Here is a 24,036-nt window from a genome sequence, read left to right on the forward strand (position 1 = left end):
AAATTTAAAAACCCTTTTTTATTTCACAAATTATGAAAACCTAAAGCTTAAACCGTAAGGAACGCTAAGATTTATGCCATGATCGCAATGTTATTAAACTCTTTGAGCCTTGATTTATCCAAAGAGTTGAAGCCGCTTCTTGTGGTTCAATCAAATCGGATATTTTCGACGGTAATTCAATATATATATATCAATATCCGTGGCTTTTAAGCCATTCTTCACAATCTCTGGTCCAAAATTTACTGGTGTCTTTAACCCCTAAACCAAAACCATGGCCACCACTTTCATATAAATGTAACTCAGAGGTAACTCCATTTTTTTTGAGCGCCAGGTAATAATTGATACTATTTTCAGGTAGAACCACTTTATCATCGGTAGCGTGAACAATAAAACTAGTTGGCGTTTGTGGGGTTACTTTTTTCTCATTGGAAAAGAAATCAATTAAATCTTTTGATGGATTATTTCCCAATAAACTTGTTTGTGATCCCATGTGGGTTATTTCGTTTTCCATAGACACAACAGGGTAAATCAGAAGAGAAAAATCAGGTCGAGCACTTATTTTTGATGAAGTTTCATAAACTCTTTCATCATAATGAGTTGACAGCGTCGATGCTAAATGTCCACCTGCTGAGAATCCCATAATACCAATTTTATTGGGATCAATATTCCATTTTGAGGCATTTAGCCGTACAATACGCATGGCTTCCTGTGCGTCCTGCAAAGGGCCTACCGTTTTGTTTGTCATGATTAAATCGTTTGGCAATCTGTATTTCAAAACAAATGCTACAATTCCTAAACTATTGAGCCACTGGGCAACTTTAGTTCCTTCTTTATCAATTGCCAAATGCGAATAGCCACCACCAGGCAGAATAATTACCGCGGTTTGATTTTGTTTGATTTCTTTTGTAAAAAAGATACTTAGGGTAGGTATTGAAACCTGACTAGTACTTTGTACTTTTCCGTCTGTTATAATTTCTTTTTCGGGGTAGTCAGGAGCCTTGATTTCTTGTGGAATTGTTTTCCAAAGCGGGACTACCTGATTTTGAGCCTGTAATTGACTTGTAATTCCAAAAAGCAGTATCAGGTTAAATATGGATTTTGCCGTTATTAAATGGGTCAGTTTTTTCACTTTGTAGAGTTTAATTTTTAGTTGAATTGTTATGGAAAGACTCAAATTTAGAGTTTTTAATTGATTTTCCAATTTATAACATATTGGGTAATTCTAATATTCAATAAGAATAGTCTTTATAAATCGATTTGCAAGTAGTGATTTTAGGACAATTTTGACATGCAAAACGGACAAATTTCACATGTCGTTATTTAACATATATATTGTTTAATGTGTAATTTCGGGTTCGTTTTTTTATGTGAAATGTTAATTTAACGTATTAAAATAATTTTTTAAACAATTTATTTGTATTATTAAGATTTAAAAGTATATTTGTGCAATCGATTACATTAATTTGTTTTTATTGCATTAAACTGTTGATTTTGAAGATCTGAGTCAGAAATAAATGGAGTAACCCGAGGACCAAAAAATATAAATTTAGAATAAAACCGTTACCATGAATCAAACAAATGAAATTTCTAGTACAACTAATAAATCAACAGGAAGATATCGTTGGAGTATATGTGCATTGTTGTTTTTTGCAACGACTATCAACTACTTAGACAGGCAGGTACTTTCTTTGACATGGAACGATTTTATAGCTCCCGAATTTCATTGGACAAATAATGATTACGGAAATATTACCGCATTATTCTCTATTTTTTACGCGGTATCCTTGCTTTTTGCCGGAAGATTTGTGGATTGGTTAGATACCAAAAAAGGTTTTTTATGGGCCATTGGAATTTGGTCTGTTGGTGCTTGTTTGCACGCCTTTTGCGGAATTGCAACAGCAGGTATTATTACTGGCGACTGGTTTGTAGGTTTTGAAGGTGCCAAAGAGGCTATTCGAACCGTTAATGATACCGGAATGGTAATTAATGTGAGTGTAAGCTTGTTTATTTTTGCGCGTTTTGTTTTAGCCATAGGTGAGGCAGGGAACTTTCCAGCAGCGATCAAAACTACTGCTGAATACTTTCCTAAAAAAGACAGGGCGTTTTCTACCAGCATTTTTAATGCAGGGGCAACTGTCGGGGCATTGGCGGCTCCAATTTCAATTCCCTTTATTGCAAAATCTTTTGGATGGGAAATGTCATTTATCATCATTGGTGCCTTAGGTTTTGTGTGGATGGGATTTTGGGTTTTTATGTATGATAAACCCGAAAGACACCCAAAGGTTAGCGCTGCCGAATTAGAATATATTCAACAAGATGACATTGCTGACAGTAAACTAGTTGGATATGTTCTTGATACCAGAACAAAAGTTTCTTTTATAGATTGTTTTAAATACAAACAAACATGGGCTTTTGCTTTCGGAAAATTTATGACTGATGGTGTTTGGTGGTTCTTTTTATTCTGGACACCAGCCTATTTAAGTTCGGTTTACGGAATGGATTCTACACAAGCAGCTTTACCATTGTTTGTACTTTATATGATTACTTTGCTTTCTATCATTGGAGGTTGGTTGCCAACTTATTTTGTAGAAAAGAAAGGAATGAACCCCTATGAAGGAAGAATGAGAGCGATGTTGATTTTTGCATTTTTCCCATTATTGGCACTAATTGCGCAGCCTTTAGGTTATATTAGTTATTGGTTGCCGGTTATCATCATTGGTATTGCCGGTGCTGCGCACCAGTCATGGTCAGCAAATATTTTTACAACCGTTGGAGATATGTTTCCTAAAAAAGCAATTGCAACCATTACCGGTATTGGTGGCTTGGCAGGAGGTATTGGTTCGACTTTAATTAATAAAGGATCAGGAATGTTATTCGATTATACAAAAGAAACTAATATGGCTTTTATGGGCTTTAAAGGAATTGAAGCCGGCTATTTTATCATCTTTTCAATTTGCGCCGTTTGTTATTTAACAGGCTGGATTGTAATGAAAAGTTTAGTCCCAAAATATAGTCCCATTACAGATCTTTAAGATTTGATCAACCAAGCTAACTAACCAACCAAACCACAAAAACTATGAACCAAGCCAATGCAGCAATAGGAAAGTATCGCTGGACAATATGTAGCTTAGTCTTTTTTGCTACGACAGTAAATTATTTAGACAGAAATGTAATTAGTTACCTTCGACCTTTTTTGGCAGAGGCCTTTCATTGGACACCCGAACAAGAAGTAATAGATTATTCGAATATAGAACTGGCTTTCAAAATTGCATACGCACTGGGAATGCTGGTGGCCGGAGGAATTATAGATAAATTAGGAACTAAAATTGGTTACGCCATTGCAACGGGTTTATGGAGCCTGGCGGCAATTGGACATGCGCTGGCAACTGGAACTCCCGGTTTTTTAATTGCTCGCGTGTTTTTGGGAATTACAGAAGCTGGAAATTTTCCTGCAGCCATAAAAGCAACGGCCGAATGGTTTCCACAAAAAGAAAGAGCTTTAGCCACTGGAATTTTTAATTCAGGAAGTAATATCGGCGCTATCATTGTTCCATTATCGGTGCCTTTTATAGCAGAGAATTATGGCTGGCAATGGGCCTTCATTCTAACGGGAATAGTTGGATTTGTCTGGCTTGTATTATGGTTTATTTTTTATGAGATTCCCGAAAAACAAAAACGCTTGTCCCAGGGGGAATTAGAGTATATCAATTCAGATAAGGTAATCACAACCGAGCTTGAAGATACCCAAAAAGTTTCGTGGTTTAAATTATTAAGTTTTCGTCAAACCTGGGCTTTTGCTATCGGAAAATTACTTACCGATCCGGTTTGGTGGTTTTATTTGTTTTGGTTGCCTGATTTCTTAATGAAGCAATACAAACTTTCTGCAACAGGAATTATCTGGCCTTGCGCTTTAGTTTACGTTATTGGAAGTATTGGAAGTATTGGAGGGGGATGGCTGCCATTAAAATTAATGAATAAAGGATGGCCGGCTTATAAAGCGCGAAAAACAAGTATGCTTATCTATGCCTTTGCGGTGTTGCCTGTATTGTTTTCTCAATATCTGGGATCAATAAGTATCTGGCTGGCAATACTGGTTATTGGCTTGGCTGTTTCGGCGCATCAGGCCTGGAGCGCAAATATCTTCACGACAGTCTCGGATATGTTTCCGAAAAAGACAACTGCCTCGGTAACAGGAATTGGTGGGATGTTCGGAGCACTTGGAGGAATTTTACTAACTTTAGTGGTTCAAAAAAATATGTTTGTTTACTATACTAGGCTAGGAAAAATCGAAACAGGCTATTTTATTATGTTTTGTATCTGCGGAGCCTCTTATCTCCTGGCTTGGCTGATTATGCATATTTTAGTTCCCCGAATGAAAAAAGTGGAAGTGTAAAATTTACACAAATAAATTTTCATTTGTATTATGATATTTGAAGATAAAAATATAATTTTGTGCAATCGATTACATTAAAATAAAAATTATGACAAAATATAGCTCAAGATACGCGTCAAGCCCTGAAGCAGTAAAACAATATGACACCCAGCAGTTGAGAAATGAATTCTTAATTGATGATTTAATGCAGGAGAATGAAATCGTATTGACCTATTCTCATTATGATCGATATATTGCCGGATCTGCTGTTCCTGTAAAAGATTTGACTCTGGAATCTATTGATCCTCTTAAAGCGGGTTATTTTTTAGAAAGAAGAGAAATGGGAATCATCAATGTTGGAGCAAGTGGTTCTGTTATTGTTGAAGGAACATCTTATGAATTAGATTTTAAAGATGCTTTATATATCGGAAGCGGAAATAAAGAAGTAATTTTTAAAAGTGCCGACAGTAAAAATCCGGCTAAATTTTACATAAACTCCGCGCCAGCTCATACGCATTATCCAACTGTAAAAGTAAGTTTGGAACAGGCCAATAAATTACAGTTAGGTACAATGGAAACGGCAAATCACCGTACAGTAAATCAAATGATTATCGGAGGTGTGGTTACAACTTGCCAATTGCAAATGGGAATGACCGAGCTCAGACCAGGAAGTGTTTGGAATACAATGCCAGCTCACGTACACGATCGTAGAATGGAAGTTTATTTCTATTTAGATATACCAGAGAATCAGGCGGTTTGTCATTTTATGGGACAACCTCAGGAAACAAGACATATCTGGATGAACAATCATCAGGCAGTTATTTCTCCGCCATGGTCTATACATTCTGGTTCTGGAACTTCAAATTATACTTTTATCTGGGGAATGGCCGGTGAGAATTTAGATTATGGAGATATGGATGTTTGTAAAATAACAGATTTAAGATAAGAATAATGACAAACTTATTTGATATAAAAGGAAAAGTTGCCCTGATCACAGGAAGTACACACGGACTGGGAATGGCGATGGCAAAAGGATTGGGTGAAGCTGGAGCAACGATTATCGTAAACGGTAACTCTTCTCAGCAAAAAATTGATGATGCGGTGGCAGCGCTTAAAAGCGAAGGTATTAATGCAGTAGGTTATAAATTTAATGTAACCGATGAGCAGGAAGTTATGGCTGCTGTTGCAAAAATACAAAGTGAAGTTGGACCAATTGATATTTTGATTAATAATGCGGGAATCATCAAAAGAATTCCGCTGATCGATATGGAAGTTGCCGATTTTAAAGAAGTTATTGATATTGATTTAGTTTCTCCTTTTATCGTTTCTAAGCATGTTGCTAAAGGAATGATTGAAAGAAAGCAAGGAAAAATAATCAACATTTGTTCGATGATGAGCGAACTGGGCCGCAGTACCGTTGGTGCTTATGCCGCTGCAAAAGGAGGACTTAAAATGCTGACGAAAAACATGGCAACGGAATGGGCGAAACACAATGTTCAAATCAACGGAATTGGGCCTGGTTATTTTGCTACAGAACAAACTAAACCAATCAGAGTTGACGGACATCCTTTTAATGATTTTATCATTAGCAGGACTCCAGCTGCAAAATGGGGAGATGCAAGTGATCTTGCCGGAGCGGCGATATTTTTATCATCAAAAGCTAGTGATTTTGTTAACGGGCATATTTTATATGTTGATGGCGGAATTTTAGCAACTATTGGCAAACCATCAAACGAATAATTTTCTCAATTATATTTAAAAGACATGAGTTCAAATAAAACATTCATAAACGACAATTTTTTACTTGAAAATAAATACGCTGAAGAGTTATATCATAATTACTCAAAAAATCAGCCTATCATAGATTACCACAATCACCTAAACCCACAGTTTATTGCCGAAGATAAAATTTTTGACAACATTACTCAGGTTTGGATCAATGGAGATCACTACAAATGGCGTGCAATGCGTACACTGGGGATCAGCGAACAATTTGTAACCGGAAATGGTTCCGATAAAGATAAGTTCTTAAATTGGGGTAAAACGGTTCCCTATACTATGCGTAACCCTTTGTATCACTGGACACATTTAGAATTGGCCCGTTATTTTGATATTTATGATTTATTGAATGAGAAATCAGCTGAGAAAATATATATCGAGACTTCTGAAAAAATAAAATCAGAAGCATACAGCACACAAAACTTGCTTAAAAAGGTAAACGCTGAATTAGTTTGTACAACAGAAGATCCAATTGATACTTTAGAGTTTCACCAGAAACTGACAAAAAATCCGATTGGAACAAAAATGAGTACTGCTTTCAGACCCGATAAAGCTATCCTTATTTCTAATGATGGCTATAACGCATATCTGGACACATTGGGGGATGTGTCCGGTATTGCGATTAATACTTATGCTGATTTGCGTGATGCTTTGAGAAAAAGAATTGAATTCTTTAATCAAAACGGATGCAAATTAAGTGATCACGGTTTAGATCAAATTTATTTTGAAAACTTTACAGAGGCTGAAGTGACTTCTATTTTCAAAAAGAAAAGAGAAAATCAGACCATAACTCCAGAAGAAGCTTTAAAATTCCAAAGTGCTATTTTATTGTTCTTATCTGAGACGTATCATGAATTTGGTTGGGTTCAGCAATTTCACTTAGGGGCACTGAGAAACAATAATGCCCGTATGCACAGAATCTTAGGACCTGATACAGGTTGGGATTCTATCGGAGATTATCCACAGGCACAAAAACTATCTTCTTTCTTAAATGCACTGGATAGCAAAGATAAATTGACAAAAACAATTATTTATAACCTGAATCCGGCCGATAACGAAGTTATGGCTACAATGATTGGAAACTTCAATGACGGAAGCGTTAGAGGAAAAGTACAATTGGGTTCAGGATGGTGGTTTTTAGATCAGAAAGACGGAATGACAAAACAATTAAATGCCCTTTCAAACATGGGATTAATTAGCTGTTTTGTGGGAATGTTGACAGATTCAAGAAGCTTTTTGTCGTTCCCAAGACATGAATATTTCAGACGTATTTTGTGTAATCTTTTAGGAGATGAAATTCAAAGAGGAGAATTGCCTGCTGATATGGAATGGATTGGAAAGTTGGTTGCTGATATTTCATACAACAACGCAAAAGAATATTTCAAATTTTAATTGAGAGTATAGAAGAAAGAAGCAAGAAGAAAGAGTTTTACTGTTACGATATTAAGTGATTAAACTCTTAATGGTAAAAAAACTTGACTGCTAAAACAATAAAATATATGAGTAAAATAGTTGCATTCGGTGAAATTATGTTACGTCTTTCTACAGAACGACACCTGCGTTTCGCGCAATCTATAGCATTTGGCGCTTCTTATGGAGGTGGTGAGTTTAATGTTTGTGTGTCTTTGGCAAATTATGGCTTAAATGCAGAATTTGTAACAAGATTGCCGGAAAACGAAATTGGTGGATCTGCGCTGAAAGAAATGCGAAAAATGAACGTAGAATCTAAAAACATCATTTTTGGAGGAGAGCGTTTAGGAATCTATTTTTTGGAGACCGGTGCCGGAACAAGAGGAAGTAATGTAGTGTATGACCGTGCGCACAGCTCGATGGCAACTATTGAAAAAGGACTAATTGACTGGGAAAAAGTATTAGATGGTGCTGATTGGTTTCACTGGAGTGGTATCACGCCAGCGATTTCTGAGAGTGCTGCCCAGGCCTGTTTGGAAGCTATTAAAGTAGCGCACAAAATGGGAATTACGATTTCTTGTGATTTGAATTACAGATCAAAATTATGGCAGTATGGTAAAACGCCAAGTGAGGTGATGCCCGAAATGCTGCAATACAGCAACGTGATTTTAGGCGATATCGATACAGCCTATTTTATGCTGGGAATCCCCAAGGTGAATCCAAATTATCAGGATGAAAAATCGCTGCCTGTTTTATACACGAAGTTGTTTGAACTCATTCCGAATCTAAAAACGGTGGCAACAACTTTACGTTATTCTGTAAGCGCTTCACACCAACGAATCGGAGGTGTTTTGTTTGATGGAAAAGCTATTTATCAGGCTGCAGTAAAAGAAGTAACACCAGTTGTAGACAGGGTAGGAAGTGGAGATGCCTTTATGGGAGGATTAGTTTACGGATTGTTACAATATCAAAATAATAATCAAAAAGCACTGGATTTTGCAGTGGCAGCTTGTTGTTTAAAACATACTATTGCCGGTGATTATAATTTAGTGACCCTAAAAGAAGTTGAAAATATGCTAGGTGGTGATTCAGCCGGATTAGTATCAAGATAAAAAATAAAAAAATGGCAAAATATTCAAGAATTGAAGTAGCGCAGCAAATGAAAGACAACGGAATGGTACCGTTATTTTTTCATTCCGATATAGAAATAAGCAAGAAAGTTTTAAAGGCGTGTTACGATGGTGGTTCACGACTAATGGAGTTTACCAGCAGAGGTGATTTTGCCCATGAAGTTTTTGGAGCTTTGAACAAATATGCTTTGGCTGAATTGCCGGGAATGATGTTGGGAGTTGGCTCTATAACAGATGCCGCTTCAGCTTCCCTGTATATGAGTTTGGGTGCTAATTTTATTGTAACGCCGGTTTTCAGGGAAGATATTGCAATTGCCTGTAATCGTCGTAAAGTATTATGGTCACCAGGTTGCGGAACACTTTCGGAAATTGCAAGAGCCGAAGAATTAGGTTGCGAAATTGTAAAATTATTTCCTGCTGATATTTATGGACCGGAGTTTATAAAAGCCATAAAAGGGCCATGCCCGTGGACCAGTATTATGCCAACCGGAGGAGTTTATCCAACAGTGGAGAGTTTGTCTTCATGGCTGAACGCAGGAGCCACATGTGTGGGACTTGGATCACAATTAATTTCGAAAGACATATTAGATAAAAATGACTTTGACGGCTTAAAAAACAAGGTAAGTCAGGTTTTGGATATCATCAAAAATATTAGAAAATAAATAAGGAGTAATCATACCGATTCCTTATTTAGATTGCAGTTTTTTTTAGATTTTAACGTTTTGTAATTGAGCATTACGCTTGCTAAATACAGTTTGTCACTCCTCACAGCAAATTGTATTTTACTCTTACAAGTGTAATGTTTCTTTTACAATTAAAAAAAGAACTTCTTATAAAGCAATAAGGTATTTATCGTGGTTATTTATAACACTTTAATGAATTAAAATGAAACAGTTAAACAGAAAAAATACAGGATTAGAAAAATTACAGCCAATTAAAGTAGTGCAGTTTGGAGAAGGGAATTTCTTAAGAGCTTTTGTTGATTACGCTTTTCACAAACTAAATAAAGAAGTTGATTTTAATGCCGGTATTGCAATGGTCCAGCCTTTGAAAGACGGTATGGTCAATATGATTAATGATCAGGACGGTCTTTATACGTTGTTTATGAACGGAATTAAAAAAGGCGAAAAAATACAAGATATTGAGCTCATTACAAACATTGTAAAGGCTATAAATCCCTATACTCAGTTTGCAGATTATTTAGCTTTAGCTAAAGAAGAAGAACTTCAGTTTATTGTTTCAAATACTACTGAGGCCGGAATTGAATTTATTGAAAGTGATACTCCCGATATGCAGCCGCCAGTTTCATTTCCTGCAAAGCTGACTGTTTTATTATATGAAAGATTCAAACATTTTAGTGGCGATGCTTCTAAAGCTGTAACGATCATTCCTTGTGAATTGATTGATTACAACTCAGAGACGCTGAAAAAATATATTTTACAATATGTTGATTTATGGAAGTTAGAGAATGCATTTAAAACTTGGGTCTCAGATGCCTGTACGTATCACAGTACTTTGGTTGACAGAATTGTTCCCGGATATCCAAGAGCTGAAATTGAAGAATACAATAATAAATTAGATTACCAGGATAATTTGATTGTTGCTGCCGAGCCATTCTTCCTTTGGGCTATTGAAGGTGGAGATGCCTTAAAAGCAAAATTGCCTTTTGATAAAACAGATTTGAATGTAAAGATCGTTGATGATATTCGTCCTTTTAAAATGATTAAGGTTCGTATCCTAAACGGGGCGCACACGGCAATGGTTCCTTTTTCACTTTTATATGGTAACAAATTAGTGATGGAAACAGTTAACGGGGAATTTACCGGAAAATTCGTAAACAGCGTTATTGGTGAGATTAGTGAAACCCTTGATATGGACAAAAATGAAATTACGGCCTATACTGAGGAGGTAATGGACCGATTTAAAAATCCATTTATCAAACATGCACTTGCCGATATTGCACTGAATTCGATCTCAAAATTCAAAGTAAGGGTTTTACCTAGTTTATTAGGCTATTATAATGCGAAGAAAAAATTGCCTGTTAATTTAACTTTTTCATTAGCGAGTCTCGTTCAGTTCTACAAAGGAACCTGGAATAACGAGGTATTACCTGTAAAAGATTCTCCAGAGATAGTTGAAGCATTTAAAGATGCCTGGCAATTAGAATCTGTAGATTTAGTTGTAGCTAAGGTATTGGCTAACACTGAATTCTGGGGAGAAGATTTAACTAAAGTACAAGGTTTGTCAGAAGCTTTGGTATTGGCCTTAAATGAAATTGAGGAAAACGGAATAGAAAAAGGTTTTGCTAATTTCAGCAAACAGTATTAATTAGATTACACTTTTTAAAAATTACGATCATGCAAAAAAAATTAATAAAAGTAAACCCTTCAGATAACGTTGCTGTGGCACTCGTTAATCTGGTTGCTGGCGAGGTATTCCATTTTGAAGGACAAGATATCACTATCGAATCTGATGTGAAAATGAAACATAAAATCGCGATGGTTCCCTTTAATGTGGGAGATCGTATTATTATGTATGGTGTTTTGGTTGGTAAGGCAAGTGCAAGAATTGAAAAAGGAGGATTGCTTTCTACTGCAAACGTAAAACACGAAAGTGACAAAGTAACGGGTAAAACAGAAACTATTGGCTGGAATTCTCCAAATATTGATAAATGGAAAGGCAGAACGTGGCAGGGCTATCACAGAGAAGACGGGCAGGTTGGAACGGAGAATGTCTGGTTGTTTTTTCCACTGGTTTTTTGTGAAAACAGAAATATCGAAATCTTAAAAGATATTTTTGAGAAAGAATTAATGAAACCAAAAGAGAACGATTATCAATTATTGCTTCGTTCTTTGGTAAAAACAGAAACAGGTGGTGCTGGCAATGAAGCGGCTTCAAACGATGCTAATTTATTCAATAATATCGAAGTGAAATTCATCACTCACCAGGGTGGATGTGGCGGAATTCGTCAGGATTCGCATAGTTTGGCTAAGTTATTGGCCGGTTATGTAAACAATCCAAACGTTGCCGGAGCTACCGTTTTGAGTTTAGGATGTCAGAACCTTCAAATTCAGATCTTCAAAGATGCCCTGGATGCTATTAATCCAGATAGCAAAAAGCCAGTATTGATCTACGACCAGCAACAAATCGGAACTATTGAAACGATGCTCAGCAGTGTTGTGAAAGATACGTTTGAAGCGATTAAAAAAGCCAATGAAATAAAAAGAGAGCCAGCTCCTTTGTCTAAATTAAGAATTGGTTTAGAGTGTGGTGGTTCTGATGGATTCTCCGGAATTTCTGCTAATCCAACATTGGGAGTGTTATCTGATAATTTAGTTGCCTTAGGGGGAACTACAATTCTTTCCGAGTTCCCTGAATTATGTGGAGTAGAACAGGAATTGGTAAACCGTTGTGTAGATGATAAGGACGGAAAACGTTTCTTGGAATTAATGCAATGGTACGAAAAAACAGTTATAGATGCAGGTTCAGGATTTGACATGAATCCATCTCCGGGTAACATTAAAGACGGTTTGATCACTGATGCAATGAAATCGGCTGGTGCTGCTAAAAAAGGAGGGACTTCACCAATTGTAGGTGTTTACGATTATGGAGAATATATTAATGAACCAGGCTTTACATTGTTATGCACGCCAGGAAACGATGTGGAATGTACAACTGCAATGGTTGGTTCGGGAGCCAATATGGTATTGTTTACAACGGGCCTGGGAACTCCGACTGGAAATCCAATTGCGCCGGTTGTGAAGATTTCATCTAACACGGAACTGGCTAAAAAGATGTCAGATATTATCGATATTGACACTGGTGGAATCATCACAGGAGAAAAATCAATTAATGAAATGGCTGATGAAATGCTAGAGTTTATTATTGATGTGGCTAGTGGAACAATCAAAACCAAAGCGGCAATTTTAAATCAAAACGACTTTATTCCTTGGAAAAGAGGAGTTTCGCTGTAAAAAGATAATTTATTAAAAACAAAAAAGCTCACTTAGTGAGCTTTTTTGTTTTTAACCATTAAGATAGTAAGGAAATAAAGTTTTGGACTTGTGAAACTTAGTGTCTTGATGATGAAATAAAAATTTATTAAGAGTTAGTTCTTGATGATGATTTACGGATGTGTAATTCGGGAGCCAGAACCACCTTTTTTTCGATTTTAATGGTATCTGTTTTGTCTACCTGTTCAAGGAAAACACGTGCTGACATTTTTCCCATTTCAAGAGGAGACTGATCTACTGAAGTTATGGATAATTCCATGAATTTGGTAAAAGGCTCATTACTAAACCCTGCCACGCAAAACTCTTTTGGAATACTGATATTTCTTTCTTTTAGTTCCTGAATGGCCCCTAGAGCAGCAAAATCACTCGAAGAGAATATGGCGTCGGGTGGCGTTTCAAGCTGCAATAATATATCTACGGCATTTTTTCCGGCATCAACACTACTTTTAACCGGGATAACATACTCTTCCTTAAAGGTCATTCCGCTATCTAATAGCGCCTGTTTGTAACCTAAAAACCTGTTTTTGAAAATTTCAAGGGATTGATCCCCTGATAAATGGGCAATACATCTGCAGCCCTCGCTTATTAAGTGTTTTGTGGCGATATAACCGCCTTTAAAGTCATTGATGGTGACAGAACTTACCCCATCAATATGTTTACTACGGTCAAAAAAGATAAGCGGAACATTTTTTTCCAATACATTGCGAAAAGCGCCATCATTCTCAGCACTTACAGCGGTAACAGACATCAGGATTCCGTCTACCTGAGCATCTATTAAAGTATATAGATTTTCACTTTCTCTTTTATGATCTTCATGGGTCTGGCAAATAATTACCTGATAGCCGTGAGGCTGCAATTCTTCTTCAATTCCGCGGATTACCGAAGCGAAAAAATTACTGTCAATACGAGGAACAATAACACCTATATTATTACTTCGACCACTTTTTAATGCTAAAGCAAGCTTGTTTTGCTTGTAGTTCATTGAAGCAGCGGTTTTAATTACCAACTCACGCGTGCTCTCTTTTATCTTGGGATTGTTGTTCAATGCCCTAGAAACAGTAGCTGCAGTGATATTTAATTTTTTGGCAATATCATAGATGGTTATTTTTTCGCTCATTCAAAAATAGTTTTTGATTAATTTATTGACAAAAATACATTTTTTTTAGATAATCTAACATATAATGTTATCGATTACCATAATTTAGAATTAAATCTTTTTTGATCCTACAATGATAATAAATTATATGTTTTTTTACACAAAGTGTAAATAAAATTACTAATAAAAATTAAATATATAAATTTTTTCTAAATTAATTTGGTGCATCCAATGTATTTTTCTATTTTCGTGTAATCGATTACATATTTGTTGCATTTTACTTCAAAAAACACTAAACCCAACGCAAATGATTACATACAAGGCTTTAAGGTTAAAATCAATTGTGCTTTTTAGCGTTGCAGCTACACTGATTTTATCTTGTGGCAAGCAAGTTTCTGCAGTTTCCCAGACCAGTCCATGGAAAAAAATGGATTTAATCCTAAAAAGTATTCCTGAGGCTCACTTTTTGAATAAGCAGTACAACATAAATGATTTTGGGGCTGTAGCCGATGGAAAAACAATGAATACCGCTGCTTTTGAAAAAGCAATTAAAGCATGCGCTGAAAATGGAGGTGGAAAAGTAATTGTGCCAAATGGAAAATATCTTACCGGTGCCATTCATCTACAAAGCAATGTAAATCTACATTTAGAAGATAAAGCTGAAATCCTTTTCAGTATCAATCCAAAAGATTATCCAATTGTTCATACCTCCTGGGAAGGAACCGAAGTAATGAATTATTCGCCTCTTATATATGCCAAGAATAAAACCAATGTAGCCATAACGGGAAAAGGAACCCTAAACGGTCAGGCCAATAGCACCAACTGGTGGGTTTGGTCAGGAGGAAAAAGTTACGGTTGGCAAAAAGGAATTCCCTCTCAAAACGATCCGGCAAACAGAGAAGTTTTGGTGGATATGGCCGAAAAAGGAGTGCCGGTTTCAGAAAGAGTTTTTGGTGATGGACGCTATCTGCGCCCGAATTTTATTGAATTCTTCCAGTGCAATACCATCCTTGTCCAGGATATAACTGTAATAAATGCCCCATTTTGGATACTGCACCCTTTAAAATCGAATAACATTATTATTGACGGGGTTACCATAAATAGTCATGGTCCCAATAACGACGGTTGTGATCCTGAATATTCTCAAAACATCATTATCAAAAATTGCACTTTTAATACCGGTGATGACTGTATTGCCATTAAAGCAGGAAGAGATGCTGACGGCAGAAGAGTGGCCATACCGAGTAAAAATATCATTGTTCAGAATTGTAAAATGATTGACGGGCACGGAGGTGTTGTAATTGGCAGTGAAATTTCGGCCGGAGTAAACAACGTATTTGTCGAGAATTGTGTAATGGACAGCCCAAATCTGGACAGGGTCATTCGTATTAAAACCAATTCAAAAAGAGGTGGGGTTATAGAGGATGTATTTGTTCGAAACCTTGAGGTGGGAACAGTTAAGGAATGTGTTTTAAAATTAAACATGTTCTATAATGTATACGGCTCGCAAACAGGGAATTTTATCCCGGTAATCAGAAATATAAATCTGGAGAATATAAATGTAAAAAACGGTGGAAAATATAGCGTTTGGGCTGAAGGCTATAAGGAATCTCCCGTGGAGAATATCACACTTAAGAATGTGGTAATTCACAAAGTAGATTCCCTTTATAAATTGAAAAATGTAAAAAACATAAATTTTATCAACACTTATATCAATGAAAAAAAAGTAGAACCAATTAAAAATTAATAATTATCACTTTAACCAATAACCATACTTATGAAAATTAAAACATTCTTAAAGAAAAAAATAAAATACAATCTTGTATTTTTATTTTTCTTAAACCTCCTTTGCAGTAATGCAATAAATGCGCAATCCAGCGTAGTGGAAGGAAAAATTACAGATGCTACCGGATTATCTTTGCCGGGGGTGAACATTCTTGAAAAAGGAACAAAAAACGGAACTTCAACAGACTTTGAGGGAAGTTTTAAATTAAATGTATCAAGCACTAAAGCCATCTTAGTAATTTCATATTTAGGCTTTCAGACCCAAGAAGTTAGCGTAGCTGGAAAATCCAAAGTAAATGTCAGTCTTGCAGAGCAATCAAATGCACTGAATGAAGTTGTTGTTGTAGGATATGGTACAGTGAAAAAAACGGATCTTACAGGGTCCGTTAGCACCATCAGTGCTGCAACAATTACAGAAAGAAATACAATTAATCCATTAGAAGCGATTCAGGGAAGTACACCTGGGGTTCAGATTTCATCTAGTTCAGGGCGTGCCGGTGATGGATTTAAAGTGGTAATTAGAGGAAATAATTCATTAGTAACAGATTCTGGCAATTCAACTGTTGTTGGCTCAACACCTCTATATGTTGTCGATGGTGTACCCATGGATGGGATTGACTTTTTAAATCCACAGGATATTGCCAGAATGGATGTCTTGAAAGATGCTTCTTCAGCTGCTATTTATGGTTCAAGAGGGTCTAATGGAGTTATTATTGTTACCACAAAAAGCGGTACAAGTGCCAAAGCGGGTGTTAGTGTTACTTTTGATAGTTCCTATGGTACAAAAACCGCTACAAGATTGCCCGATATGATGACAGGTGCAGAGTGGTGGAAATTTCATCAGGTGGCCTATATGACTGCGACTCCTTTAACGCAAACGCCTGCGCAACTGGCTGCACTAGCCGGAAATCAAAGTCCGTTGCTAGTTACAAGGGCAAATAACGGTTATAATTTTGATTGGGCAAACGCTGTTTTAAAGCCAGGGATGACCCAAAATAATTATCTAAATATTTCAGGCCGTTCAGATTCAGGTTTGTCTTATAACTTAGGTTTTGGTATCCAGGGAGATGATGGTTTGGTTGATCATGATTCAACAGATAAATACTCCTTTAAATTAGGTTTAAATCATAAAATCAATGACAAATTCTCTACAGGTGCCAATGTAACTATTGCACGTATTGATACCGAATTAGGTAGTGATTTGGCTATGCAGGACGCTTTTAGATTAAGCCCGCTTATGTCTCCATGGGCTGTAGATGCCGCAGGAAATGAATTAGTGGGAACTACTTTTTTCTTACCGGGTAAATTAACCTATCCAAATGGTTCTTTTGCTATCAATAAAACCAGTAATGTTAATCCATTGATGGAAATTGCCAATTCATTGCAAACAGAGAAAACATGGCAGACTGTTGGAAATGTTTATTTTCAATACCAACCTTTAAAATGGTTGACTTTTAAAACCACTTTTGCAGCGGGTATTCAGGATACACAAACAGATGTCTCAAATACAGCAGAGACAAATGCCGGGGTTACTTTAGTAAACAAAAACTCTGCATCTATCAAAAATTACAATAACTTCAATTATACCTGGGATAACCAGGTTGACTTGAAGCACACTTTTAATAATGTACATGATTTTAGTTTATTGCTATTGCAGAGTTCCTACTCAAATGTAGATGAGAATTCTTATGCCTATTCTAATAATCAGCCTTTTAATGTTGGGTCAGAAAATTTAGGTTCAGGTGTTCAGACCAGTTATCTTGTATCTTCAGGATACGCAAAAAACACGTTGAGTTCTTATGCAGTACGTCTGAACTATACTTTTAAAGATAAATATTTGTTTACTGCGTCAAACAGATGGGACGGTTCATCAGTATTGTCAAAAGAAAATAAATGGCAAAATTTCCCTTCAGTGGCTTTAGGATGGAAAATAAGCAAAGAATCATTTTTAGAAAATAGCAGTGTAGTTTCTGATTTGAAATTAAGAGCGAGTTTAGGATATACGGGTAACGATAACGTTGCACCTTATACATCTCAGGCATTATTGAATCAACAAACTTTTTATGCCAATGGCACTTCGGTAGTTCCGGGATGGCAGTCTGAAACATTGGCAAATGAGAATTTAACTTGGGAAAAAACAAGAGAGATCAACCTGGGTGTTGACTTTGGTTTTCTGAAAAACAGAATTAGCGGTAGTGTTGATGTGTATGACAGGTTATCAGATGACTTGATTTACAGGCAACAATTACCTTATGAAACAGGTTGGAAAAATACTTTTGCCAATGTGGGTTCTGTAAGTAACAAAGGAATCGAGGTTTTGTTAACCACTAAAAACATTAAGTCTAAGAATGTAAATTGGGAAACTACTTTTACCTTTACAAAAAACGTAAATGAGTTAGAATCTATCTACAATCAGGACAAAGTAAGTGATATTGGTAATAAATTGATTTTGGGCTCTCCTCTAAATCCAAATTATAATTATGTATATGATGGTGTTTGGCAGGAAAGTGAGGCAGCAGCAGCAGCTTCATACGGAATGGCTCCTGGACAGGCAAGACCAAAAGATCTAAATGGTGATGGTAAATTTAATGCAGATGACAGAACGGTAATTGGTAACCCAAACCCAGAGTGGCAAGGAAGTGTTTACTCTAAATTAACAGTTGGCCAATTTGATTTTAATTTTTCAGTTCTTAGCAGTCAGGGACAAACGGTACTGAGTAGTTTCCATCAAAATTTTGCTGATGTCAGTGATAGAGGCCGTCAAAAAATTGCAATGGATTTCTTTATTCCAACAAATGGAGCTGGTATTGAGGCTAATGCTAGTGAAACAAATCCAAGACCTGGTCCTGTAGCTACGGGCGCCGGAGCTTTCTGGACTTCTAATTTTGGTTATTACAGAGAAGTTTCTTATGTGAAAATCAAAAATATATCTCTTGGATATACCTTCAATTCGGAGTTACTTAAAAAATTAAAATTGAGTAGCCTTAGACTTTACGTAAATGTTTTAGATCCATTTGTATTTACAGATTTTGATGGATATGATCCAGAGTGGGCAGGTTCAGCTTTTGGTGTTAACCGTCCGGCTTCTGTTACCACCCAAATGGGATTAAGTGTTAAATTTTAATTAAAGAAATAAAATGAAAAAAATAATATTAGTTTTAGGAATACTAGTTTCTACATTTTATTCATGTAGTGATTTTATTGAAGAGGAAAGTTTATCAAATGTGCCTGCAGATGCAACTTATAAAACAGCAACAGGATTTCAATTATTGGTAAATTCAGATTATGCCAGGCTTAAAGGTATATATGGGGGCAATCCATGGTTGTTTTGTTCGGGAACAGACATGTATGCTGAGGGAAGAACTCCCGAACCAGCGGGATTAAGTCAATATACTTTACTAATACCATCTGCAGTAAATGTAGAGGATTTATATAATTCCTGTTATCAGCAAATTCAGTCTGTGAATAAAACCCTTTATTATTCCACCATCACAGAACAAACTTCAAATTTAAATATGCTTGTAGGAGAAGCTAAATTTCTGAGAGCCAATGCTTATTTTCTATTGGTTCAAACCTACGGGGGGGTGCCTATTATTTTGGATAATATTACCGCGCCGGTTTTAAGTTTTAAAAGAAATACTGCTGAGGAAGTATATAAGCAGATTATTACAGATTTAGAGGAATCATTAGCCACTGTAGGTACAGGCGCTTATGCTACTACAGGAAAAGTCAATAAAAGAGCCGTTCAGGATTTATTGGCTAAAGTGTACCTTACAAGGGGATATGAAACTTTTGCGGCTCCTACTGATTTTGCCACTGCGGCCACCTACGCTGATGCTGCTATTGCAGGACAACCATTAAATATTCCTTTTGATCAATTATTTGCTGCTACAGCGACAACTAATAATGATTTAAATGCTGAAACTATTTTTTCTGTTCAGTATGATAAAGCCTCGACAAGTACAGATCCTACAAAATTAGGAAACAATCAATTTTATTATTTTAGTTCTTATTTGGGGGGTTCTGAAACTGGTGCTCCATTAAGAAGCTATAATTTATGTCCAACCGGGTATGCATTAGGATTATATGAAAAAGGAGATAAAAGATGGGAAGCTACCTTCATGACTGAGATTTTGGAAGAAACAGTCACCACTAATGGAAAAGCTGTAACCACGCTTTATTTTCCGTATTATACTGGACGTGCTGCCAATCCAGCTAATGTAAAAGTAAAACACTTTTATGAGCCAAAATGGTTTACAGCGGCAGATAAATTGGCTTGGAATACGGCAAATGCAGCAAGAAAATCGGCTTCTTTTGTATACCATCCCTGGGGACAATATTCGGCTGAACATACTGTTAGCACAGATCCATTCTCTAGTAATGATTGTTACACTATCCCTGTTAAGAAATTTGATGATCCAACCATAACAACTCCTATCAGTACAGGTCCTGTAAGTACAAGAGATATTATTGTAGCCAGACTTGGAGAAACGTATTTGGTAGCTGCTGAAGCTTATTTAAAAGCGGGTCAGCCAGGAACCGGTTTAGCGCGTTTAAATGAGGTGAGAAGAAGAGCTGGCGTGGCAAATGCTACTGCTGCCGAGTTTAATATTGATTATATTTTAGATGAAAGAGGTAGAGAATTATTAGGCGAGTATCACCGTTGGTTTGATTTGAAACGTACAGGTACACTAGTTGCAAGGGCTTCTGCTTACAATTATAAAATAAAAGCGGCTAATTTTGTTGGAGTAGATGGAAAACTTAAAATATTAAGACCAATCCCGCAATTAGCTTTAGATTTAAATCAAAATAAAGATTTTCCTCAGAATCCTGGTTATTAGTAATTGGGTAATTTCTTGAGAGATTGTTTTTTGAAGAAGTTAAGAAGGAGTTTGGCAAATTGTTCAAACTCCTCTCTTAACTAAATTTTTTTTTAAGATGAAAAAGATACTTTTTATAATGTTGTTAGTCTCCAATGCTATTCTTGCCCAGAGCAATTATAGTATCGATACTTCTTATACCATAAAAAGCACTTACAATAAACTCATCAAAAAATATCCTTTTATAAGCCTTCCTAAAGAGCAAAATAATACTGAAGTTGCTGAAATTAAAGAGGTTATTTATCAGCAAGATAAAGACAGGGCATTGCATTTGGATGCTTTTCTCAATACGAAACAAAAAAAGAACCCTGCCCTTGTCATGATTCACGGTGGTGGCTGGAGATCAGGAAATAAAAACCAAATGCAGGACATGGCCAGAGCAATTGCCTCCAAAGGCTACTCTTGTTTTGCAATTGAATACAGATTATCATTAGAGGCAAAATATCCTGGGGGGATTTATGATGTAAAAAATGCAATAAAATTTATAAAAGATAATGCCGAAAAATTCAATGTAGATCCAGATAAAATTGCCGTTTTAGGTTGCTCTTCAGGAGGACAAATGGCAGCTTTAATTGGTACAACAAACGAAATTTTGGATTTTGAAGATCAATCCTTTAAAAGCAAATCTTCTTCAAAAATACAGGCAATTATTGATGTGGATGGCGTATTGGCATTTAAACATCCTGAATCTTCAGAAGGCGATATGGCTTCATTTTGGCTTGGTGGAACGTACGCAGAAAAGCCTGAAAACTGGAAGAATGCTTCGCCTTTAAATCATACAGGTAAAAGCACGCCTGCTATACTTTTTATAAACAGCAGTTTTGAGAGGTTTCATGCCGGAAGAGATGATATGATTGTCATTTTAAATGAGTACAAAATTTATAGTGAAGTAAAAACAATTGAGAATTCCCCTCATTCTTTTTGGTTTTTCGAGCCCTGGTTTACCGAGACAGTTGCTTATACCACACAATTTTTAGATAAAGTTTTTAAATAATTCGCCTGCCAAAATGAAAACAAAAATCACAATAACAAGCTTATTTTCCAGATCAGTAATGTCGATTTGTTTGATGTTATTCTTTTGTTTTAAAGTTATCGGTCAGCAACCTGAAAAAAAAGCGGTTGTTATTTCCAAAGATTTAAAATGGTCAGAGCGAATGGCGCTTTCTATCCTCAAACGCGATGCTCAGGCCTGGCAGATCGATAACAATGAAAAGCCGAAGTGGGATTACAAACTGGGCTTGGTAATGACTTCTTTTGAGAAATTGTATCAAAAAACAAACAATCCGCTTTATGGTGATTACATTAAAGAGTATGGCCAGACCGTTATAAATACTTCAGGCGAAATTCTAAATTATAAGCTTGAAGATTACAATATTGATAATATCAATGCCGGAAAAATGCTTTTTGATCTGTATAAAAGAACAAAAGACGAGCGTTATCTGGTGGCCTTAAAAACCTTAAGAAAACAGTTGCAAACGCATCCAAGAACAAATTCTGGTGGGTTTTGGCATAAAAAAATCTATCCCTACCAAATGTGGCTCGATGGCTTGTACATGGGAACACCATTCTATGCCCGTTACACTTTAGAGTTTGATGGAGGGAAGGATTTCGATGATATCGCAAAACAATTTGAGCAGATTCATTTGCATACTATCGACAAGAAGACGGGCCTATTATTTCATGCCTGGGATGAAAGCAAACAAATGCCATGGGCCAATAAAGAAACAGGAACTTCACCCAATTTTTGGTCGCGCTCCATTGGCTGGTATGTAATGGCCTTGGTTGATGTATTGGATTATATGCCAAAAGAGCATCCCAAGAGAAAAGAATTGATTCAGTTTTTAAATGAAATTTCAGTCGCTGTTGCAAAATACCAGGATCCGTCAGGATTATGGTATCAGGTTACAGACTCGGGTTCAAAAGAAGGTAATTACCTGGAAGCTTCGGGCTCTGAAATGTTTGTTTATGCTTTTGCAAAAGGAGCAAACAAAGGATATTTGCCCAAAGAATATAAAGAGCTTGCCATAAAAGGTTTTAACGGCATTACAAGGAAGTTGGTTACCGTTGATGCGGATGGCGAGATACATATTACCCAAGTTTGCGCAAGCGCGGGCCTGGGTGGTAACCCGTATCGTGATGGCTCCTATGAGTATTATATAAACGAAAAAATAAAAGTGGATAATTCCCACGGGCTGGGGCCTTTTATTTTGGCCGCATTAGAAGTAGAAAAGTAGTAGAATTTAAATATATTTAAAATGAAGAACAAGAGAAAACAAGGTTATTTTGTATCGGCTTTATTGGTTTGTGTTATGGCTTTTACCGGCTGTAAAGTAATTTCGCAAGAGCCAGCAAGTAAAGATATCGTAATTTCCAAAGACCTGAAATGGTCTGATAAAATGGCGTTAACTTTGATGAAACGTCATCCTGAGAGTTACATGATAGATGATTCTAAAAAACCGAAATGGGATTATGTACATGCTTTAGTTTTACATTCATTCGAAGAATTATACAAGAAAAATCCAGATCCGAGATACAATGCTTATGTGCGTAGTTATGTAGACCAATTTGTAGAAGGTGACGGCTCTATTAAAACCTATGAGTTTGACAAATACAATATCGATTTGGTTGTACCCGGACGCCTGCTTTTTGATGTTTATCAAACTTCCAAAGAAGAAAAATATTTAAAGGCAATGCAATTAGTGCGCAAGCAATTATCCGAGCAGCCAAGAACGGCAAGCGGTGGGTTTTGGCACAAGCAAATCTATCCAAACCAAATGTGGCTCGATGGGTTGTATATGGGAGAACCATTTTACGCGCAATACACGGCTACTTTTGAAAATGGAAAAAGCTTTGATGATATCGCAAAGCAATTTGAGTTGATCCAATTGCATGCAACAGATCCCAAAACAGGATTATTATACCATGCCTGGGATGAAAGCAAACAAATGCCCTGGGCGAATAAGCAAACCGGAAACTCACCAAACTTTTGGTCAAGAGCCTTAGGATGGTATGTAATGGCCTTGGTTGATGTATTGGATTATATGCCCAAAGAGCATCCAAAACAAAAAGAACTGGTAAAGTATTTAAACAATGCCTGCGCAGCTTTAGCCAAATACCAGGACAAATCTGGTTTATGGTACCAGGTAACAGATAAAGGCTCAGAAAAAGGAAATTACTTAGAAGCATCTGGATCGTCAATGTTTGCTTATGCATTTGCAAAAGGAGCAAACAAAGGGTATTTGTCTGCAAAATATAAAAAACTGGCCAATAGGGCTTTTGATGGTTTGACTAAAGTTTTAATCAAAAAGGTCGATCAGGATGGGGGTATCACACTCACAAACTGCTGCCAGGTTGCGGGTCTGGGTGGAACTCCTTACAGAGATGGCTCATATGAGTATTACATAAACGAAAGAAAAAAAGATAACGACCCTAAAGCGACTGGCCCTTTTATTTTGGCAGCTTTAGAATTGAACAGATAATTAGATAATAAAGAATTAACCATACAGTTTGTCATTTCGATGAAGGAGGAAATTCCGTAAAGAAAAGTCAATCGTTGTAGATCTTGTAGTGA

At 36.4% G+C, this 24,036-nt stretch carries 17 protein-coding genes; 15 read left to right on the forward strand and 2 right to left on the reverse strand.

What is annotated here, in order from left to right; all coding sequences use genetic code 11:
- Window positions 1-190 precede the first annotated feature (190 nt).
- A complete protein-coding gene (locus tag ASC72_RS15660) occupies window positions 191-1,129 on the reverse strand; it encodes an alpha/beta hydrolase (protein WP_241775722.1) in 939 nt (312 codons plus the stop codon).
- A 436-nt stretch (window positions 1,130-1,565) separates the two neighbouring features.
- On the opposite strand from ASC72_RS15660, the gene ASC72_RS15665 reads away from it, so the two are divergent.
- The 9 genes from ASC72_RS15665 (at window position 1,566) to ASC72_RS15705 (ending at window position 12,665) form a co-directional block, all read left to right on the forward strand.
- The gene (locus ASC72_RS15665) at window positions 1,566-3,032 is read left to right on the forward strand and encodes an MFS transporter (RefSeq protein ID WP_056192601.1); all 1,467 of its coding nucleotides are present in this window, start codon (window positions 1,566-1,568) and stop codon (window positions 3,030-3,032) included.
- Between the two features lie 44 nt (window positions 3,033-3,076).
- Window positions 3,077-4,393 (forward strand): MFS transporter, encoded by a 1,317-nt coding sequence (locus ASC72_RS15670; RefSeq protein WP_056192604.1) that lies wholly within the window; start codon window positions 3,077-3,079, stop codon window positions 4,391-4,393.
- Window positions 4,394-4,481: 88 nt separating this feature from the next.
- Window positions 4,482-5,318, forward strand: a complete 837-nt coding sequence (gene kduI, locus ASC72_RS15675; RefSeq protein WP_082564323.1) for a 5-dehydro-4-deoxy-D-glucuronate isomerase — start codon at window positions 4,482-4,484, stop codon at window positions 5,316-5,318.
- 5 nt (window positions 5,319-5,323) lie between these two features.
- Window positions 5,324-6,112 carry a gluconate 5-dehydrogenase gene (locus tag ASC72_RS15680; RefSeq protein ID WP_056192610.1) on the forward strand — a complete coding sequence of 263 codons (789 nt, stop codon included), beginning with the start codon at window positions 5,324-5,326 and terminating at the stop codon, window positions 6,110-6,112.
- A gap of 24 nt (window positions 6,113-6,136) precedes the next feature.
- Window positions 6,137-7,543: a glucuronate isomerase gene (gene uxaC, locus ASC72_RS15685; RefSeq protein WP_056192613.1), complete on the forward strand. Its 1,407-nt coding sequence runs from the start codon at window positions 6,137-6,139 to the stop codon at window positions 7,541-7,543.
- Between the two features lie 107 nt (window positions 7,544-7,650).
- Window positions 7,651-8,673, forward strand: a complete 1,023-nt coding sequence (locus ASC72_RS15690; RefSeq protein ID WP_056192616.1) for a sugar kinase — start codon at window positions 7,651-7,653, stop codon at window positions 8,671-8,673.
- 11 nt (window positions 8,674-8,684) lie between these two features.
- Window positions 8,685-9,353: a bifunctional 4-hydroxy-2-oxoglutarate aldolase/2-dehydro-3-deoxy-phosphogluconate aldolase gene (locus tag ASC72_RS15695; RefSeq protein WP_056192619.1), complete on the forward strand. Its 669-nt coding sequence runs from the start codon at window positions 8,685-8,687 to the stop codon at window positions 9,351-9,353.
- A gap of 223 nt (window positions 9,354-9,576) precedes the next feature.
- Complete coding sequence (locus ASC72_RS15700) at window positions 9,577-11,019, forward strand: tagaturonate reductase (protein WP_056192621.1); 1,443 nt, start codon at window positions 9,577-9,579, stop codon at window positions 11,017-11,019.
- A gap of 29 nt (window positions 11,020-11,048) precedes the next feature.
- A complete protein-coding gene (locus ASC72_RS15705; RefSeq protein ID WP_056192624.1) occupies window positions 11,049-12,665 on the forward strand; it encodes a UxaA family hydrolase in 1,617 nt (538 codons plus the stop codon).
- A gap of 127 nt (window positions 12,666-12,792) precedes the next feature.
- Here ASC72_RS15705 and ASC72_RS15710 read toward each other — a convergent pair whose 3' ends face one another.
- A complete protein-coding gene (locus ASC72_RS15710; RefSeq protein ID WP_056192629.1) occupies window positions 12,793-13,821 on the reverse strand; it encodes a LacI family DNA-binding transcriptional regulator in 1,029 nt (342 codons plus the stop codon).
- 286 nt (window positions 13,822-14,107) lie between these two features.
- Here ASC72_RS15710 and ASC72_RS15715 point away from each other — a divergent pair, with 286 nt between their 5' ends.
- The 6 genes from ASC72_RS15715 to ASC72_RS15740 all read left to right on the forward strand — a co-directional run bounded on the left by ASC72_RS15715 (window position 14,108) and on the right by ASC72_RS15740 (window position 23,944).
- Window positions 14,108-15,547, forward strand: a complete 1,440-nt coding sequence (locus tag ASC72_RS15715; protein WP_056192632.1) for a glycoside hydrolase family 28 protein — start codon at window positions 14,108-14,110, stop codon at window positions 15,545-15,547.
- A 30-nt stretch (window positions 15,548-15,577) separates the two neighbouring features.
- The gene (locus tag ASC72_RS15720; RefSeq protein ID WP_056192634.1) at window positions 15,578-18,709 is read left to right on the forward strand and encodes a SusC/RagA family TonB-linked outer membrane protein; all 3,132 of its coding nucleotides are present in this window, start codon (window positions 15,578-15,580) and stop codon (window positions 18,707-18,709) included.
- A 13-nt stretch (window positions 18,710-18,722) separates the two neighbouring features.
- On the forward strand, window positions 18,723-20,426 hold the full coding sequence (locus ASC72_RS15725) for a RagB/SusD family nutrient uptake outer membrane protein (RefSeq protein ID WP_056192636.1): 1,704 nt from the start codon (window positions 18,723-18,725) through the stop codon (window positions 20,424-20,426).
- A gap of 97 nt (window positions 20,427-20,523) precedes the next feature.
- A complete protein-coding gene (locus ASC72_RS15730) occupies window positions 20,524-21,459 on the forward strand; it encodes an alpha/beta hydrolase (protein ID WP_056192639.1) in 936 nt (311 codons plus the stop codon).
- Between the two features lie 13 nt (window positions 21,460-21,472).
- On the forward strand, window positions 21,473-22,699 hold the full coding sequence (locus ASC72_RS15735; RefSeq protein WP_056192641.1) for a glycoside hydrolase family 105 protein: 1,227 nt from the start codon (window positions 21,473-21,475) through the stop codon (window positions 22,697-22,699).
- Window positions 22,700-22,720: 21 nt separating this feature from the next.
- A complete protein-coding gene (locus tag ASC72_RS15740; RefSeq protein WP_056192644.1) occupies window positions 22,721-23,944 on the forward strand; it encodes a glycoside hydrolase family 105 protein in 1,224 nt (407 codons plus the stop codon).
- The last annotated feature ends 92 nt before the right edge of the window (window positions 23,945-24,036 follow it).

The sequence above is a fragment of the Flavobacterium sp. Root420 genome (assembly GCF_001427905.1).
In the GTDB taxonomy this organism is placed as follows: domain Bacteria; phylum Bacteroidota; class Bacteroidia; order Flavobacteriales; family Flavobacteriaceae; genus Flavobacterium.

Excerpts from the sequence above, each read along its gene's own strand:
- ASC72_RS15690 (WP_056192616.1), top strand. The coding sequence starts at position 7,651 with ATGAGTAAAATAGTTGCATTCGGTGAAATTATGTTACGTCTTTCTACA.
- ASC72_RS15695 (WP_056192619.1), top strand. The coding sequence starts at position 8,685 with ATGGCAAAATATTCAAGAATTGAAGTAGCGCAGCAAATGAAAGACAAC.
- ASC72_RS15735 (WP_056192641.1), top strand. The coding sequence starts at position 21,473 with ATGAAAACAAAAATCACAATAACAAGCTTATTTTCCAGATCAGTAATG.
- ASC72_RS15700 (WP_056192621.1), top strand. The coding sequence starts at position 9,577 with ATGAAACAGTTAAACAGAAAAAATACAGGATTAGAAAAATTACAGCCA.
- ASC72_RS15710 (WP_056192629.1), bottom strand. The coding sequence starts at position 13,821 with ATGAGCGAAAAAATAACCATCTATGATATTGCCAAAAAATTAAATATC.
- ASC72_RS15720 (WP_056192634.1), top strand. The coding sequence starts at position 15,578 with ATGAAAATTAAAACATTCTTAAAGAAAAAAATAAAATACAATCTTGTA.
- ASC72_RS15680 (WP_056192610.1), top strand. The coding sequence starts at position 5,324 with ATGACAAACTTATTTGATATAAAAGGAAAAGTTGCCCTGATCACAGGA.
- ASC72_RS15725 (WP_056192636.1), top strand. The coding sequence starts at position 18,723 with ATGAAAAAAATAATATTAGTTTTAGGAATACTAGTTTCTACATTTTAT.
- ASC72_RS15705 (WP_056192624.1), top strand. The coding sequence starts at position 11,049 with ATGCAAAAAAAATTAATAAAAGTAAACCCTTCAGATAACGTTGCTGTG.
- ASC72_RS15670 (WP_056192604.1), top strand. The coding sequence starts at position 3,077 with ATGAACCAAGCCAATGCAGCAATAGGAAAGTATCGCTGGACAATATGT.
- ASC72_RS15740 (WP_056192644.1), top strand. The coding sequence starts at position 22,721 with ATGAAGAACAAGAGAAAACAAGGTTATTTTGTATCGGCTTTATTGGTT.
- ASC72_RS15730 (WP_056192639.1), top strand. The coding sequence starts at position 20,524 with ATGAAAAAGATACTTTTTATAATGTTGTTAGTCTCCAATGCTATTCTT.
- ASC72_RS15665 (WP_056192601.1), top strand. The coding sequence starts at position 1,566 with ATGAATCAAACAAATGAAATTTCTAGTACAACTAATAAATCAACAGGA.
- uxaC (WP_056192613.1), top strand. The coding sequence starts at position 6,137 with ATGAGTTCAAATAAAACATTCATAAACGACAATTTTTTACTTGAAAAT.
- ASC72_RS15715 (WP_056192632.1), top strand. The coding sequence starts at position 14,108 with ATGATTACATACAAGGCTTTAAGGTTAAAATCAATTGTGCTTTTTAGC.
- kduI (WP_082564323.1), top strand. The coding sequence starts at position 4,482 with ATGACAAAATATAGCTCAAGATACGCGTCAAGCCCTGAAGCAGTAAAA.